Origin of the sequence: Solirubrobacter phytolaccae, from assembly GCF_027587195.1 — a bacterium.
Classification (GTDB): domain Bacteria; phylum Actinomycetota; class Thermoleophilia; order Solirubrobacterales; family Solirubrobacteraceae; genus Solirubrobacter; species Solirubrobacter phytolaccae.
Genome location: NZ_JAPDDP010000016.1, coordinates 68,669 through 84,408 on the forward strand (window position 1 = coordinate 68,669; position 15,740 = coordinate 84,408).

The 15,740-nt window shown below is 73.7% G+C and carries 12 protein-coding genes; 7 read left to right on the forward strand and 5 right to left on the reverse strand.

What is annotated here, in order from left to right; genetic code table 11:
• Positions 1–16: 16 nt before the first annotated feature.
• Complete coding sequence (locus OJ997_RS11180; RefSeq protein WP_270025171.1) at positions 17–2,059, forward strand: amidohydrolase family protein; 2,043 nt, start codon at positions 17–19, stop codon at positions 2,057–2,059.
• On the opposite strand, the gene OJ997_RS11185 is transcribed toward OJ997_RS11180, so the two are convergent.
• Together OJ997_RS11185 and OJ997_RS11190 are read right to left on the reverse strand one after the other, a co-directional pair.
• Positions 2,046–3,845, reverse strand: a complete 1,800-nt coding sequence (locus OJ997_RS11185) for an ABC transporter permease (protein ID WP_270025172.1) — start codon at positions 3,843–3,845, stop codon at positions 2,046–2,048. The genes OJ997_RS11180 and OJ997_RS11185 overlap by 14 nt on opposite strands.
• Positions 3,842–4,705 carry an ABC transporter ATP-binding protein gene (locus tag OJ997_RS11190; protein ID WP_372517887.1) on the reverse strand — a complete coding sequence of 288 codons (864 nt, stop codon included), beginning with the start codon at positions 4,703–4,705 and terminating at the stop codon, positions 3,842–3,844. The genes OJ997_RS11185 and OJ997_RS11190 overlap by 4 nt, the downstream gene beginning before the upstream one ends.
• Positions 4,706–4,747: 42 nt before the next feature.
• On the opposite strand from OJ997_RS11190, the gene OJ997_RS11195 reads away from it, so the two are divergent.
• The 3 genes from OJ997_RS11195 (at position 4,748) to OJ997_RS11205 (ending at position 7,968) form a co-directional block, all read left to right on the forward strand.
• Entirely contained in the window at positions 4,748–5,197 is a 450-nt protein-coding gene (locus OJ997_RS11195; RefSeq protein ID WP_270025174.1) for a GbsR/MarR family transcriptional regulator, read from the forward strand.
• 98 nt (positions 5,198–5,295) lie between these two features.
• Positions 5,296–6,249, forward strand: a complete 954-nt coding sequence (locus tag OJ997_RS11200) for a dienelactone hydrolase family protein (RefSeq protein ID WP_270025175.1) — start codon at positions 5,296–5,298, stop codon at positions 6,247–6,249.
• A 93-nt stretch (positions 6,250–6,342) separates the two neighbouring features.
• Positions 6,343–7,968 carry a putative bifunctional diguanylate cyclase/phosphodiesterase gene (locus tag OJ997_RS11205; protein ID WP_270025176.1) on the forward strand — a complete coding sequence of 542 codons (1,626 nt, stop codon included), beginning with the start codon at positions 6,343–6,345 and terminating at the stop codon, positions 7,966–7,968.
• On the opposite strand, the gene OJ997_RS11210 is transcribed toward OJ997_RS11205, so the two are convergent.
• Together OJ997_RS11210 and OJ997_RS11215 are read right to left on the reverse strand one after the other, a co-directional pair.
• Positions 7,920–9,020 (reverse strand): carboxylate-amine ligase, encoded by a 1,101-nt coding sequence (locus tag OJ997_RS11210; protein WP_270025177.1) that lies wholly within the window; start codon positions 9,018–9,020, stop codon positions 7,920–7,922. The two genes, OJ997_RS11205 and OJ997_RS11210, sit on opposite strands and share 49 nt — an antisense overlap.
• A gap of 73 nt (positions 9,021–9,093) precedes the next feature.
• On the reverse strand, positions 9,094–9,855 hold the full coding sequence (locus OJ997_RS11215; RefSeq protein WP_270025178.1) for an NAD-dependent epimerase/dehydratase family protein: 762 nt from the start codon (positions 9,853–9,855) through the stop codon (positions 9,094–9,096).
• 87 nt (positions 9,856–9,942) lie between these two features.
• Between OJ997_RS11215 and OJ997_RS11220 the strand changes: the two genes are divergently transcribed.
• Genes OJ997_RS11220 through OJ997_RS11230 form a run of 3 tightly spaced genes read left to right on the forward strand, consistent with a single transcriptional unit; the run spans position 9,943 to position 12,922 of the window.
• Positions 9,943–11,088 carry a PspC domain-containing protein gene (locus tag OJ997_RS11220; RefSeq protein ID WP_270025179.1) on the forward strand — a complete coding sequence of 382 codons (1,146 nt, stop codon included), beginning with the start codon at positions 9,943–9,945 and terminating at the stop codon, positions 11,086–11,088.
• On the forward strand, positions 11,085–12,281 hold the full coding sequence (locus tag OJ997_RS11225) for a sensor histidine kinase (protein WP_270025180.1): 1,197 nt from the start codon (positions 11,085–11,087) through the stop codon (positions 12,279–12,281). The genes OJ997_RS11220 and OJ997_RS11225 overlap by 4 nt, the downstream gene beginning before the upstream one ends.
• A complete protein-coding gene (locus OJ997_RS11230; RefSeq protein ID WP_270025181.1) occupies positions 12,278–12,922 on the forward strand; it encodes a response regulator in 645 nt (214 codons plus the stop codon). The genes OJ997_RS11225 and OJ997_RS11230 overlap by 4 nt, the downstream gene beginning before the upstream one ends.
• A gap of 166 nt (positions 12,923–13,088) precedes the next feature.
• On the opposite strand, the gene OJ997_RS11235 is transcribed toward OJ997_RS11230, so the two are convergent.
• Positions 13,089–15,710, reverse strand: a complete 2,622-nt coding sequence (locus tag OJ997_RS11235; protein ID WP_270025182.1) for a helix-turn-helix transcriptional regulator — start codon at positions 15,708–15,710, stop codon at positions 13,089–13,091.
• Between the last annotated feature and the right edge of the window lie 30 nt (positions 15,711–15,740).

The following is a 15,740-nucleotide window of genomic DNA, read 5'->3' on the forward strand; positions in this document are numbered from 1 at the left end:
ATTCATGGGGTTCCGCATGCGCGCGGTCGCCACCGCGTTGCTCGTTTCCTGCGCCGTGCCCGTTGCGGCGGGTGCGCAGGCCACGCCGCCGCGAGGGCCGGACGAGGGCAAGGGTCCGTTCACGAAGCTGGTCATCCGCGGCGTGAACGTCATCGACGGCTCGGGCGGCACCGTCCAGGGGCCGCGCGACATCGTCATCCAGGGCAACCGGATCACGGAGATCCGGTCGGCGGGGACACCGGGGTTGCCGATGCAGCCGAACCGGCCGCCGCGCGACTTCGACCACGAGATCGACGCGACCGGCATGTGGGTGATGCCGGGCCTGGTCGACGAGCACGTGCACGCCGAGCAGGGCGGCACGCCTTTGACGTACGCCTACAAGCTGTGGCTCGCGCACGGCGTGACCACGGTGCGTGGCGTGAACCTGACGGGCAACGCCGCGGCGGTGCGCGACAAGGCGGCTTCCGAGGCGAACACGATCGTCGCGCCGCGCATCATCAACTACCAGCGGCCCGGGGCGGGCTGGAGCGGTGGATCGCCGAACACGCCCGAGAAGGCGCGCGAGTGGGTGCGCTGGGCGTCGGTGAACGGCGTCGACGGCGTCAAGTTCGCCGGCACGGGCGTCGACCAGGACAAGCGGATCCTGGCGGCGATGATCGACGAGGCGAAGAAGTTGGGCCTCGGCACGACGATGCACCACTCGCCGCCGGTCTATCCGGAGGTCAACGCGGTCGAGACCGGGCGCATGGGGCTCGGCACCGTCACGCACTTCTACGGGCACTTCGAGTCGATCCTCAAGAGCGGGCGGACGCACCCGTTCCCGGACGACTACAACTACGCCGACGAGCAGTCGCGCTGGCGTCACGTGGCCAAGGTGATCGACTACACGTTCGAGCCGGGCTCGCCGCAGTGGTGGGCGTACCTGAACGAGCAGAAGGCCAACGGCGTCACGTTCGGCCCGACGATGAGCGTCTACGAGGCCGGGCGTGACCTGATGCGCGCCCGCACCCAGGAGTGGCACCGCACGTACGCGATGCCGTCGATCTGGAAGTTCTGGGAGCCCAACCGCGAGAACCACGGGTCGTTCTACTACGACTGGACGACCGCGGACGAGGTGTCCTGGAAGCGCTTCATCCACCGCTACATGCAGCTGATCAACGACTACAAGTCGATCGGCGGGCGCGTGGCCGGCGGCACCGACGCGGGCTTCATCTACTCGCTCTACGGCTTCGCGGCGATCCGCGAGCTCGAGCTCATGCAGGAGGCCGGCTTCACCGCGCACGAGGCGATCAACGCCTACACGCGCCAGGCCGCCCGGACGCTGATGGAGCCGAAAGGGATCACCGACCCCGAGTTCGGCATGGTGCGCGTCGGGCAGATCGCGGATCTGGTGATCGCTCCGGAGAACCCGCTGGCGAACTTCAAGACGCTCTACGGGACCGGCACCGGGCGCCTGAACGACGCGACGGGCAAGCTCGAGCGGGTCGGTGGTGTGCGGTGGACGGTGCGCAACGGCGTCGTCTACGACGCGAAGGCGCTGCTCGCCGACGTGGCGAAGATGGTGCAGACGCAGAAGGACGCGGGTGGCTGCGCGGGCGTGGACCTGGACTGGAGCGCCGCGGGGCCGTGCGGCGGAACGGGACCGACGACGCCGCCGATCCCGACCCCCACGCCCACGGCCACGCCCGTCCAGGTCCCGGGTCCGCCCGGTCCCGCGGGGCCGGTCGGTCCTCAAGGGCCCAAGGGCGACAAGGGCGACGCGCCGAACGTGCGCATCACGTGCGATCTCTCCGGTGACGGCCGGTCGATCAGCTGCACGATCACCGCGGTCCCGCCGGGCGACGGGGCGAAGCTCAAGAGCGCGGTGCGCGTGCAGAACACGTCGCGCACCGTCACGCGGTCGGGCACGGGCGCGGTGAAGGTCAAGTTCAAGGCGGCGAAGCGGCTGCGCAAGACACAGAAGCTCGTCGTGACCGTGTCGTCGGGGACGGCTGAGAAGCGGTTCACCGTGCGCGTCGGGAAGACCGCGAAGGGCGCGCTGGTGGCTAAGACGAAGTGAGGTCCCGCCGCCGCAGGCCGTACAGGCCTGCGGCGGCCAGCCCCGCGGCGAGGGTGGCGTTGAGGATCGGGCCGGCGCCCAGCTCGCCCCCGGGCAGTTGCGGCGAGTGGGCGAACGGGCTCACGTCGATGAGGGTCTGCGGGAGGTCGGCGAGCGGGCCGAGCTCGACCAACGCGAGCGCGAGGGCGAGCGCGCCCCAGGCTGCGGCGGTGCCCTTGGGGATGGCGCCGAACAGGGCGAGCGCGAGGGCGGCGAGGACCCAGGCGGCTGGGGCTTGGGTCAGCGCGGCAGCGGTCAGGCGTGGGATCTCGTTCGCGTCGCCGGTCTGCGCGGCGTGGCCGAGGCCGGCGGCAAGGCCCGCGGCGGCAAGCAGGAGCGCGACGCCGGCGAAGGCGATGCTCGCGTGGCTGAGCGCCCACCGGGTGCGGCTGGTGGCGGTGGCGAGGATCGGCTCCGCGCGGCCGCTCGTCTCTTCACCGCGCAGGCGTAGGACGGCCTGGATCGCGTAGGCGGCGGCGATCAGCGCGAGGATGCCGAAGGTGGCGGAGAGGTAGGCGTCGACGAGGTCCTGCTGGCCGCCGAGCGTCTGCAGCGCGTGCTTGACGTCGGTGCTGTCGCCGATCACGTCGCCGATGTCCTGCGCGATGCTGCCGAACGCGGCGCCGAGGATCGCGAAGCCCGCCGCCCAGCCGACCAGCGCGCCGCGCTGGAGGCGGAACGCGAGCTGCAGCGGGGTGGCGAGCGCCCCGCGCGGCGGGCCGGGGCGCGGCGGGAACAGGCCCGCGCCGAGGTCGCGGCGGGCGTGCAGCACGGTGGCGACGACGGTGAGGATCGCTGCCAGGGCGAGCGGGAGCAGCAGGACCGGCCAGCGGTTCTCGGCGAGCGCCCGGACCTGCTGGCCCCAGCCGATCGGCGACAGCCACGACAGCCAGTGCGGCCCGGCGTCGCCGAGCGCGCGGATCGCGAACGCCGCACCGAGGACGCCGACCGCGAGCCCGTTCGCGGAGCGCGAGGAGTCCGTGACCTGCGCCGTGACGGCGGCGACACCCGCGAACGCGAGCCCGACCGCCGCGAACGTCGCGCCGAGCGCGAGCGCCCCGGCGAGGTCGATGCCGGTCCCCGCGCTCGCGGCGGGCGCGAAGACGAGCGTCGCGCCGTCGGCAAACACGGTGCCGCCGGTGGTCGCCGCGGAGGCGAGCGCGGCGGTGTCGGTGAGCGCGGTGCCGCCGGTGGTTGCCGCGGCGAGGGCGGCGGTGTCGGCGAGTGTGGTGCCGCCGGAGGTCGCCGCCGAGGCGAGCGTGGCGCCGTCGACGAGCGCGCTGGCGGTGGCGTCGCCGCCGCCGGCCGCGAGCACGGCGAGCGTGACCACCACGCCGAGGGCGAGGGACGCTGTGGTCGCGACCAGCAGCGCGGCAGCCAGTGGTGCGCGGCGGTCGACGACGGTCGCGCCGAGCAGCTCCGCGCGGCCGGTCTCCTCGTCGGCGCGCGTGTGTCGGGTGACGAGCAGGATCGTCATCAGCCCGGCCAGCGCGAGCGCGATCCCGCCGAGCCGCCAGCCGACGAGCCCGCCGACGGAGTCCGCGTAGATGCGCCCGTACAGCGCGAGCGTCGCGGGCGTCTCGCCGAGCGTCGTGACGACCTCGCGCCGCGAAGCGGGGTCCTTGTACAGGTCGGCGTACGACGTGGACGTGACGAGCACGGCCGCGCCCAGCCCGAGCACCCACGCCGGCAGCATGACGCGGTCGCGCCGCAGGGCGAGCCCGAAGAGGATGCGCAGGCCGGTCACTCGCTCCGTCCGGCCTCCTCGGGCGCGGCACCGTAGTGGCGCAGGAAGAGCTCTTCGAGCGTGGGCGGATGCGCGACGAGGTTCGTGACGCCCGCGTGTGCGAGGCGCTGAAGCGTGGCGGGCAGCTCGCCCGGCTCGACCTGCTCGTGGACCGGCCCGGCGGTTGTCTCGGCCTCGATCGTGATCCGCGTCAGGTGGCGCAGCTCGGCGAGCGAGCCCGACTCGACCGTGCGGCCGGCGCGGATGATCGTCACGCGGTCGCACAGCGCCTCGACCTCGGACAGGATGTGGCTGGAGAGCAGGACGGTGCGGCCACGGGCGCGCTCCTCGGCCACGCAGGCGCGGAAGACCTCCTCCATCAGCGGGTCCAGGCCGGACGTCGGCTCGTCGAGGATCAGCAGCTCGACGTCGCTCGCGAACGCCGCGACCAGCGCGACCTTCTGGCGGTTGCCCTTGGAGTAGGCGCGGCCCTTCTTGGCCGGATCGAGCTCGAAGCGCTCCAGCAGCGCGGCGCGGCGCTCCTCGTCCAGGCCGCCGCGCAGCCGGCCGAGCAGGTCGATCACCTCGCCGCCGCTCAGGTTCGGCCACAGCGTCACGTCGCCCGGCACGTACGCGAGCCGCCGGTGCAGCGCGGTCGCCTCGCCCCACGGATCACCGCCGAGCAGCGACACCGACCCGGCGTCCGCGCGCAGCAACCCGAGCAGCACGCGGATCGTCGTCGACTTGCCCGCGCCGTTCGGCCCGAGGAACCCGTGCACCTCGCCCTCGGCCACTTCGAGCTCCAGCCCGTCAAGCGCACGTGACGCACCGAACGTCTTGACCAGCCCGGAGATCGCGATCGCCGACACCGTTCGGAACATACACAACTTCGTGAATCTTGTGAAGGATGTAAAGTCCGTGCCGTGCCGGACGAGGTCGCGCGGTTCATCGAGCGGTTCGCGGGGGTGCTCGTCGAAGGCGGCATGCCGCGGATGCCGGCGCGGGTGTTCACCGCGCTGCTCGCCTCAGACGGCGGTCGGCTGACGGCGGCGGAGCTGGCCGACAAGCTCCAGGTCAGCCCGGCGGCGGTCTCCGGCGCCGTGCGGTACCTCGTGCAGACGCAGCTGGTCGAGCGCGAGCGCGAGCCGGGGTCCCGCCGCGACGTCTACCGGCTCGGCGACGACCCGTGGTACGAGGCGATCTACCGGCGCGAGGCGCTGATCACCCGCTGGGAGCGCGCGCTGTCGGACGGCGTCGCCGCGGTCGGCGAGGACACACCGGCCGGCCACCGTCTGCAGGACTCCGCCTCGTTCTTCGCCTTCCTCGGGGACGAGCTCCCCGGGCTGCTGGCACGCTGGCGCGAACGCGAATAATCAGACCGTTCAGGGTTTTGGCGCGTTCGAACGCGTTCTCATGCGTATCCCATCTGGCAACCTCTGCCGAGGTTGGTCAATCGAGACGGGAGGGTCGGATGACTGAGCTGGAGCGGTACTTGGCGGAAGAGATCGCCGAGGACCATGTCGACGGGATCATCACGCGGCGGGAGGCCATGCGGCGCCTCGCCATGCTGGGCGTGGGCGCCACGGCGGCGGCCGGGATGATCACGGCGGAGGCCGACGCGCGCACGCGCGGCAAGAACAGCGGCGGGGACAAGCCCGGCCATGGGCATGGCCACGGCGGCGGCGGGCACGGCCACCCCGACCGCGCGGTGACCGCGTGGGCGCCGGTCGCGACCACGCCGATCACGTTCGCGGGCCCGCGCGGGAACCTGCTCGGCGCATGGGCGCAGCCGGCGACGCCGAAGGTCAAGGGCGGCGTCCTGGTCATCCACGAGAACCGCGGGCTGACGCCGCACATCGCCAACGTGGCGGGACGCTTCGCGGCCAACGGGTTCTCCGCGCTCGCGCTGGACCTGCTCTCCGAGGAGGGCGGCACGCCCGCGTTCCCGGACGAGGCGGCGATCATGGCCAAGCTGTCGGAGATCTCCGCGAACAACCCAGGGCGCTTCGACGAGGACATGCAGGCCGCGCTGACCGAGATCGCCAAGCGGGTCGGCCGCCACACGCCGCTGTCGGCGATCGGCTTCTGCTTCGGCGGCGGCATGATCTGGCGCCTGCTGGTGGCGAAGGAGAAGCGGCTGTCGGCGGCGGCGCCGTTCTACGGGCCGTTCCCGACCGGCGGTGACGTGCGCGGGATCAAGGCCGACGTGCTCGGCGTGTTCGCCGGCGTCGACGACCGCGTGAACGCCACGCGGGAGGCGGCCCGCGGCGCGCTCGAGGCCGCGCGCGTGGACTACGAGATCCTCACGTTCACCGAGGCCCAGCACGCGTTCTTCAACGACACGAACCCCGCGCGCTTCAACGCGCAGGCCGCCGCGCAGGCGTGGTTGCGCGTGAACGACTGGTTCGCGCCGTCCCGCGACTGACCGAAATTTGTGGCCGGGCCGTGAACGAATCCTCGAAACGGCCCGGCCATCGTCGACAACGAAGGCGTGCAATCCGCCTCCGCCGTTGAAGACGTGGCCGTCGATGCCGTTGTGGTCGAGGCCGACATGCGCTGTCCCGAGGTCGAGCTCGAGTTCGGCGGCCGGCCGGACCTGTCGTGCTTCGTGGTGCGCTGGCCCGACGGCCGGCTGGAGATGCTCACGCTGCGGCGGTTCTCGCTGCACATGGCGGGCCGGCTCGGGTTCGGCCGGGCGCTGCACGCGCGGCGCCCCGTCGGTGAGCTGCTCACGGGCGCGGCGACCCTCGCGGTCGACGCGTCCACCCCGCTGACCACCGCGGGCCAGCGCGCGCTCGAGCGCCCGACGGGCTGGCGCTACGACGACCTGCTCGTCACCGGCCCGGGCGACCGCGTGCGCAGCGTGTCCGTCGCGGACCTCTTCAGCGCCCTCGCGCGACTGCACGAGCGGCGCGCGCTGGAGGACCCGCTGACGGGCCTCGCCAACCGCGCGGGCTTCACCGCCGCCGTCGTCTCCGCGCTCGAGCACGCGCCGGAGGAACGGATCGCCGTGCTGCTGATCGACCTCGACGAGTTCAAGGCGGTCAACGACAGCCTCGGCCACGTCGCGGGGGACGCGCTGTTGGCGGAGATGGCCGAGCGGCTGCGCGGCTCGCTGCGCACCGAGGACGTCGTCGCCCGGCTCGGCGGGGACGAGTTCGCGGTGCTGCTGCGCGGCGCGTCCGCGGCGGAGGCCGACGTCACCGCCGAGCGCCTGCTCGACGTGCTGCATCTCCCGGTCGGCGTCGAGGGCCGCTCGCTCACGGTCGGCGCGAGCGTCGGCGTCGCCGGCCACGAGGGCAGCGGCACGTACGAGGAGCTGCTGCGCAACGCCGACCTCGCCATGTACGAGGCCAAGCGCGCCGGCAAAGGTCGCTGGGCGCCCTACCGGCCGACCATGCACCAACGCGCGGTCGACCGGCTCGCGCTGGCGGAGGACGTCCGCGGGGCGACGACACGGGGCGAGCTGCGGCTGCAGTACCAGCCGGTCGTGTCGCTGCGCCGCGACCGCGTGGTCGGCGTCGAGGCGCTCGTGCGCTGGGCGCACCCGGAGCGCGGGCTGGTCCCGCCGCTCGACTTCATCCCCACGGCCGAGCAGACCGGCACGATCGTCGACGTCGGCGCGTGGGTGCTCGCCGAGGCGTGTCGCAGCGCGGTCGGCTGGGACCTGGAGCTCGGCGTCAACGTGTCCGTGCGCGAGCTCGAGCACCCCGACTACGTGCCGCGCGTGCACGAGGTGCTCGAGCGCACCGGGTTCCCGCCCGACCGGCTGACGGTCGAGGTCACCGAGTCCGCGCTCGCGCACGAGACCGGCACGGTGATGACCGCGCTCGCCGCGCTCCAGCGCCTCGGCATCCGGCTCGCGATCGACGACTTCGGCACGGGCTACTCGTCGTTCTCCCGGCTGGACCGGCTCCCCGTCGCGATGCTGAAGATCGACCGCTCCTTCACCGCCCGGCTCCAGGACACGAGCGTGATGCGCGGCCTGCTCGGCCTCGCCGACGCGATGGGGCTGGTGGCGCTGGTCGAGGGCGTCGAGACCGCCGAGGCGGCGGACCGGCTACGCGCGCTCGGCGCCGACCTCGCGCAGGGCTATCACTTCGCGCGCCCGCTGGACGGCGCTGACGTCGCGGCATTGTTGTAGGCGTCGACGAGGTACGCGGCGGCGCCGTCCAGGCCGGCCGCGCGCTGGCGCAGGGCGCCGTTGGCCTCCAGCAGCCGCTCGGTCTCCGGGTGCAGCGACGGCAGCCGTGAGCGCAGCAGCTCGCGCGTCGGCGTGCGCTCGCCGGTCGAGAGGTCCGCGAGCGTGCCCTCGACGCCGTCGCGCATGGCCGACCAGCGGTTCTCGTCGATCCGCCACGAGTCGTGCACCGGCAGCGGCTCGCCGGCGTCGTGCCGCGCGGCCAGCGACTCGATCAACCCGAAGGCGAACGCGGCGACCCCGTGCACGTCGGCGATGCTGGCCTGGGCGTCCGGCGCGCGCAGCTCCAGCGTCCCGTACTGCGCGTGCAGGCGCAGCTCGAACCACCAGCGGCGCGTGTCCGGCACCGTGTCCGACGCGCGGCCCCACTGCAGCGCCTCGGCGAACCACTCCCAGCTCGGGATCGGCGGCGGCACGCCCTGGCGGCGCAGGTTGACGGCGATCGTCGGGCGGATCGAGGCGAGCCCGGTGTCACGTCCGGCGTGGAACGGCGCGTTGGCGGCCAGCGCGGCGAGCTCGGGCAGGTGCGAGCGCAGCGCGTTGTAGACCGCGAGCGTGCGGTCGGCGCCGCCGAGCGAGATGTGCAGATGGAGCCCGCTCACCAGCTGGCGACGCGCGCGCTCGCCGTAGTCGTCGAGCGTGTGCTGGTAGCGCGGGTCGTCCGTGAGCACGCTGAGCTCGGGCGCGATCGGGTGCGCGCCCGCGCTCATCAGCCGGCCGATCGGCTCGGCGAGCGTGGCGAGGTCGCGCCGCGCGACGCGCAGCGCCTCCACCGCGGTCTCCACGTCCGGCGAAGGCGGCGTGACGATCTCCAACTGCGCCGCCATCAGCTCGAGCTTGAAGCGCGGGTCGCCGTCGGCGCGCTCGTGCACCTCGCGGGCGAGCGGGAGCTCGTCGAGCCGCTCGTGGTCGACGAGGAACAGCTCCTCCTCGATCCCGTAGCCGATCGTGTCCGGCGCGTCGAACCGGGCGCGCAGCGCGTCGACGGACCTCATATGCCCCTCGCAACGGCGCGAGAGCGAGCCGCCAGGCGAGCTCTCGCCGAAGCATGCGAGCGCGCAGCGCGAGTCATGCGACCCAGCCACCGTGGTCGCGGTCGGTGTTCGGGCCGCCCTGTCGGGTCCAGGCACTGGACGGGAGCGGCGCGAAGGCCTCGGCGTCGTCCTCCGGCGCGAAGCCGATCAGCGTGTCCGCCGGCCACCAGCGGCGCGTGTTCTGCGAGCCGCCGTACACGATCGCGAAGTCCACGTCCGCGGTCAGCGCGGCCTGCACGAGCCGGACGCCGTCCGCGTGCGATAGCCACGTCGACAGCTCGCGTTCCTCCTCCGGCTGTGGCTTGAACGATCCGATGCGCAGGCATACGGCGCTCAGCCCGAAGCGGTCCACGTACATGCGCGCGAGCGCTTCACCGAACACCTTCGACGCGCCGTAGAGCCCGTCCGGCCGCGGCGCGACCTCGCCGTCGAGGGGCAGGCCGACGTCGTACATCCCCGTCGCATGGTTGGAGGACGCGTAGACGATCCGGGACACGTCGTGGCGCCGGCAGGCCTCGAACACGTGGTAGGTGCCGTGCAGGTTCGGGCCGGCGATCACGTCCCAGGCCGCCTCGTTCGGGACCGCGCCGAGGTGCACGACCGCGTCGACGCCTTCGACCGCCGCGAGCACGGCGTCGAAGTCGGTGAGGTCGGCGCGCACGAACGTCTCGTTCTCGGCCAGGTCGGTCACGTCGACCACGTCGGACAGCCGCAGCTCGACCAGCCCTGAGCGCAGCGGTTCGCGCAGCACGGTGCCGATGGCGCCCGCCGCGCCGGTGATGAGCACACGCTCCATCGTCCGAAGTATCCGTGAAATCCCGGAGGGAGGTTCCGGGCCATCACGACTGGTGAAGGCCGCATCCCCGGCACACAATGCTCCTCGATGGACGAAGGACTTCCCACACCGATCACCCGCCCCCGCCGTGGCCGCTGGCTCGGCGGCGTGTGCGCCGGCCTCGCCTCCCGCTGGGGCGTGCCGGCCGCGCGCGTGCGGCTCGGCTTCGCGGTCGCCGGCGTGCTGTTCGGCCTCGGCGTGATGGTGTACGTCGCGGCCTGGCTGATCTTCCCCGCCGAGAGCGAGGACGGCGTCACGCCGGGCCAGCGCGGCATCGTGCTGCTCGCCCAGGCGTGCGGCACGCTGCTCGGCCTCGGCACGCTGGCCGTCGCGGGCGCGCTGGCCACGGTGTTCGGCTTCGGGTGGGTGATCGTCACGCTCGCCGGCGCGATCCTCGTCGGCACCCTCGCGGGCTGGGCCAAGCTCGGCCCGGCGTGGGCGCTGCTGCCGATCGGCGCGCTCGTGCTGCCCAGCGCTGCGCTCGCCCTGGGCGGTGTGCGCGTGGACCCGAGCACGGACTCGGTGACCGTCAGGCCGGGCTCCTACACCGAGATCGGTCAGTACACGAGCGGCCTCGGCCTGCTCACGTTCGACCTGCGCAAGACCACGCTGCCCGCGAGCGGGACGGTGAAGCTGAAGATCGACGCCGGCCTGCGCCGGACGCTGGTCGCGCTCCCCCACGACCGCTGCGTGCACGTGAAGATCGACCAGCGCGAGCCGCCGCTGGCGCTGCGCGTCGGCGCCGCGCTGCTGGGCGAGGGCAACCTCGCGAGCCCGACGCCGGTCCTGTTCGGCCAGTACGGCGCCGTCACCGACGAGGAGGCGGCCACCCGCAGCAACAGCGTCGGCTTCGCGCCCGCCACCGCCACCGTGACCGCGCCCGGCCCGACGCTCGAGATCGACTACGAGACGATGGGCGGCGAGCTGGTCGTCCGCGACTATCCGGACGACGTCGAGCCGCGCCGGAACCCGGACTGGCCCGGCTACATGGTCTATCCCGAGGAGCGGCCCGACACCACCGGCCTCCTCGCCGAGGAGCGCGAGCAGCTGCTGGCCGAGTGGCGCGTGCGCCGCGCCGAGCAGGAGGTCGACAAGGCGCGCGTCGAGCGCGACATCGCCGGCCCGTGCGCGAAGCCGGCTGAGCAGGCGAAGCCGAAGAAGGCGACCAAGAAGCGGCGGAAGAAGGCCCGATGAACGCCGTCACCGATCCCGCCGGGCGCATCACCGCCGTCGCCGGCGCCCTCCTCGTCGCCGCGCTCGCGGTGTCCCTGGACGGCGGCAGCTCGACGCTGCCGCTCTCGCTGCTCGGCGCGGGCACCGTCCTCGGCCTGTTCGTGCTCGTCCCGCGCGCGATCGCGGGTGTCCGCCGCCACCCGGCGCTGCTGATCGGCGTCGCGCTCGCCGCGCTCCCGCTCGCGATGACCGTCTTCTTCGGCTACTTCGCCGACGGCCGCACGCTCTGGATGATCCCGGAGCTGGTCGTGGCGCTCGTGCCGCTGGCGATCATCGCGCTGGCCGCGCTCGGCGGGCTGATCCTGATCGCGGACGACCTCCGTGCCCGCTTCGGGCTCGCCCAGCGCGGGCTCACGCCGTGGCAGCGGCTGACGGGCACGGCGCAGCGACCTTTGCCGGCGCCCTGGCGGGCCGTCGGTGGACTTGCGCTGGTGGGTCTGGCCCTCATCCTCGGGCTGGGCTACATCGGCGCCAGTGGCAGCAGTGACCTCTTGTCCCTGGTCCTGTTGCTCGTGCTGGGCGGCGGCGCGGCGGCGATCATCGCCGTGCCCCTCCTCATCGCGGGGCTGGCCCGCTCGGACCGCGCGCGACTGACCACCGCGCGCGAGGACGAGCGCCGCCGCGTCGCCGCCCACCTGCACGACTCCGTCCTCCAGACGCTCGCGCTCGTCCAGCGCCAGGCGCACGACCCGGCCGCGGTGCAGCGGCTCGCGCGCCGCCAGGAGCACGAGCTGCGCGCCTGGATGGCGGGCGAGGTGGAGCTCGGGACGGAGACGCTCGGCGCGGCGCTACGCAAGGCTGTGGCCGAGGTGGAAGACGACTATGAGGCGACGGTGGAAGTGACGATCCTGGGCGAGCGCGTGCTCGACCGTGAGGCGGAGGCGCTGGCGGCCGCCGCGCGGGAGGCGCTGCGCAACGCGGCGCGCCACGCGGGCTCGCCGATCTTCGTCTTCGCGCAAGCGTCGCCGGACGGCGCGGAGGTGTTCGTGCGCGACGAGGGCCCGGGCTTCGAGCTCGCCACCGTCCCGACCGAGCGCCGTGGCGTGCGCGACTCGATCATCGGCCGCATGCAGGCGGTCGGCGGGCGCGCGGAGATCGACTCGGTGCCGGGTGAAGGCACCGAGGTCGCGCTGCGGATCGGGGTGACGGGATGAGGATCGTCGTCGTCGACGACCACCACCTGTTCCGGGCGGGTGTCCGCGCCGAGCTCACGCCGCACCACGAGGTCGTGGGGGAGGCGGGCACGCCGGCCGAGGCCGTCGCGGTGATCGCCGAGGCCAAGCCGGACGTCGTCCTGCTCGACGTGCACCTGCCCGACGGCGGCGGTGTCGCCGTGCTCGAGGCGCTGGCCGGCGACGGTGCGCCGAAGGTGCTCGCGCTGTCGGTCTCCGACGCCGCCGAGGACGTCGTGCCGATGATCCGCGCGGGCGCGCTCGGCTACGTCACCAAGACGATCGACACGAGCGAGCTGCTCGTCGCGCTCGCCACGGTCGCGGCGGGTGACGCGTACTTCAGCCCGCGGCTCGCGGCGTTCGTGCTGCAGGCGTTCTCGGCGCCGGTCCAGCCCAAGTCCGAGCTGGAGGCGCTCACGCCACGCGAGCGCGAGGTCCTGCACCACCTCGCGCGCGGCTACGCGTACAAGCGGATCGCGGCGCGGCTCGGCATCAGCGACCGCACGGTCGAGACCCACGTCGGCAACGTCCTGCGCAAGCTCCAGCTCACCTCGCGCCACGAGGTCAGCCACTGGGCGGCCACGCGCGGGCTCGTCTCGGACGACGAAGAAAGCACCCCTTAACGGCGACCGGCCCCGCCGGGGGAGGCGAGGCCGGATAAGCCGGGGTTTTGAGGGGAGGGTGAGCCCGACGAGAGGGGGGTTGGCGGGCTCAATCCCTACATCGGGCAGCTCTCTCAGAACCTTGAGCGATTTTTCGCGCTTCCGACAATTGTCGAAAAAATGACCCCTACGACTGGTGCTTCGCGAGCTCGCGCCGGTCGCTGATGCCGAGCTTGTTCATCGCCCGGTACAGGTGTGACTCGACGGTGCGGACCGACAGCACGAGCTGCTCGGCGATCTCCGGGCTCGTCAGACCCTGCGCGGCGAGGTCGACGAGCTGACGCTCGCGCGGGCTGAGCGCGACGGCGCCGAGGCCTTCGATCTGCGGCGGCTCGGTGCCCTGGCCGGCGACGTGCAGCGCGTCCGCGCGCACGGCCGCCCGGCGCGCCGAGTCCTGATCGCCAGCGCGCAGGAACGCCTGGGCGGCATCGACGCTGGCGAGCAGTGCCGCGCGCTGGGCGCCGAGCGCCTCGAAGCGGTCGGCGGTGGCGACCAGTGCGGCGGCGTCGTCGTCGGCGCGGGCGCGTGCGTGGTCGGCGAAGGCCACCACGAGCGGCGCGTCGCAGCGCTCCCGCAGCGCTTCGAGCGCGACGGCGGCGGGGTCGGCCTCGGCGCCCTCGAGCAGCGCGTCGTGCGTGAACTGGGCGCCCCACAGCGCCACGTGCGGGACCTGCTCGGTGGCCTCGGCGAGCAGCCGGCGCGCTGTGGCCCGGTCCCCGTCGGCGGCGGCCACCGCGGCTTCGGCGGCCGCGAAGTGCGGCGCGTCCCGCGCCAGCCCTTCGCGGCTCGCGAACGTCACCCGCAACCGCTGCAGCGCGGTCCTCGCCGTGTCGACCTCGCCCGCGCCCGCCTCCGCCTTCACGCGCATGACGATCGCGATCGGCAGCATGTCGATGGCGTCGTGGTGGCCGAAGTGGAGCTCGGACTCGGTCAACCAGCGCGCGGCGTCGGCGAACCGGCCCGCGCCCATCGCGATGCCGCCGAGCCCGAACGCGGCGAGGCCGGCGCCCGCGTGGTCGTCGGCGCGCACGGCCTCCACCAGCGCGCCCGGCAGCTCGGCCTCGAGCTGCGGCCAGTCGTAGCCGCACTGCACGGCGGCGGAGATCCAGACCGCGAACGCCACCTCGTCGCTGAAGTCGCGCAGGGGGAGCTGCGGGCGCCGGGCGCGCGCCCACTCGTAGCCCTCGCGCGTCCGGCCCGAATAGAGCAGGTTGCGGCCGTGGAAGGGCGCGATCTGCTGGCGTGACGCGTCGTCGAGCTCGGGGTCGGTGAGCGCCGCGGCCGTCACCTCGGTCATCCGCTCGTAGTTGCCGTCGAGCGCGGTCACGTGCATGCGCAGGAACACGAGCCGGCGGTACCACTCCGGCCCCGGCCACCACGTCTGCGCGCGCTCGAGCAACGCCGGCAGCTCGGCGTGGCGCTGCAGGCCCCAGAACAGCACGATCACGCGCTGCTCGAGGTACTCGAGCGCCGCGTCCTGGCCGTCCAGCCGCCCCTCGAGCGGCGCGAGCACCGCCTCGGCGGCCTCGAAGTTGCGCGCGTCGATGTGGGCGCGGGCGAGCGCGAGCGCCGCGCGGGAGGACGCTCCCCCGGCAAGCGCGCGCTGGGCGAGGTGGGCGGCGAACGTGGGGTCGCCGGCCGCGTTGGCGGCGCGCGCCGCGTCCGTGAGCAGGTCGGGACCCACGGCCTCGCCCGCGTCGAGCAGCCAGCGCGCGACCTTGAGTGCGTCGCGGCCGCGCAGCGGGGCGCGCGCCTGCACCATCGCCGCCAGTCGCACCCGCAGCTCGTGCCCGCGCACGAGCGGCAGCGCGGCGCGGATCACCTCGCCGTAGAGCGGATGCGCGAGGCGGACCGCGTCCCCGTCGGCGGGAGCCGAGACCGTGACCAGCCCGTCACGTTCGGCGCTGATCAGCGCCGACTCGCCCGCGATCTCCACCGTGTCCGCGAGCGTCAAGGGCTCGCCGAGCGCGAGCGTCTGGAGCACGCGCAGCGTCGCGTCGTCGAGCCCGGAGATGCGCTCGTTGACGAGCTCGGTGAGCGAGCGGCTGAGCGGTGGATGGGCAGGCAGGCGCCAGAGCCCGTCGCGTTCGACCAGCGCGCCGCCCTCGAGCGCGCCGACGAGCAGCTCGCGGATGTAGAGCACGTTGCCGTAGCTGCTCTCGAACAGCCAGCGCTTCGCGGCCTGCTCGACCGGCCCGCCGAGCGCGCTCTCGATCAGCGCGCCCGTCTCGGCCTCGTCGAGCGCCTGCAGGTCCATCCGCACCGCGCCGGCGTCCTTCCACAGCGAGACGATCGCGTCCGGGACCGGCTCGCCCGAACGCAGCGTCGCGAGGACGAACGCGGTCCGGGTGGTGACCAGCTGGAGCACGAGCGCGGCGGACGCCGAGTCCAGGAGCTGGGCGTCGTCGACGCCGAGCACGATCGGCCGGGTGCCGGCCCGGGCTCGCAGCCCTTCCGCGGTCGAGCGCATCACGTGCAGCGGGCTCGTCGAGCGGGCCTCCGCGTCGAGCAGGCTCGCGAGCGCGCCGAGCGGCACGGCGGCCGCGCTGCGGGTGGCCTGGACCCACTCGACGTGCACGCCGGACTCGCGGCCGACCGCCAGTGCCTCACGCATCAGCCGTGACTTGCCGATCCCCGCCGGCCCGCTCAGGACCACCCCGGACGCGGCGGTCCGCAGACGGGTGAGGCGGTCCAGCTCATCGCTTCGTCCGACGAGCGGCCATTGCGTAGATGACAACCGGTGTGGCATCTCTTCTCGCGAGACGGTACTGGCACGGAT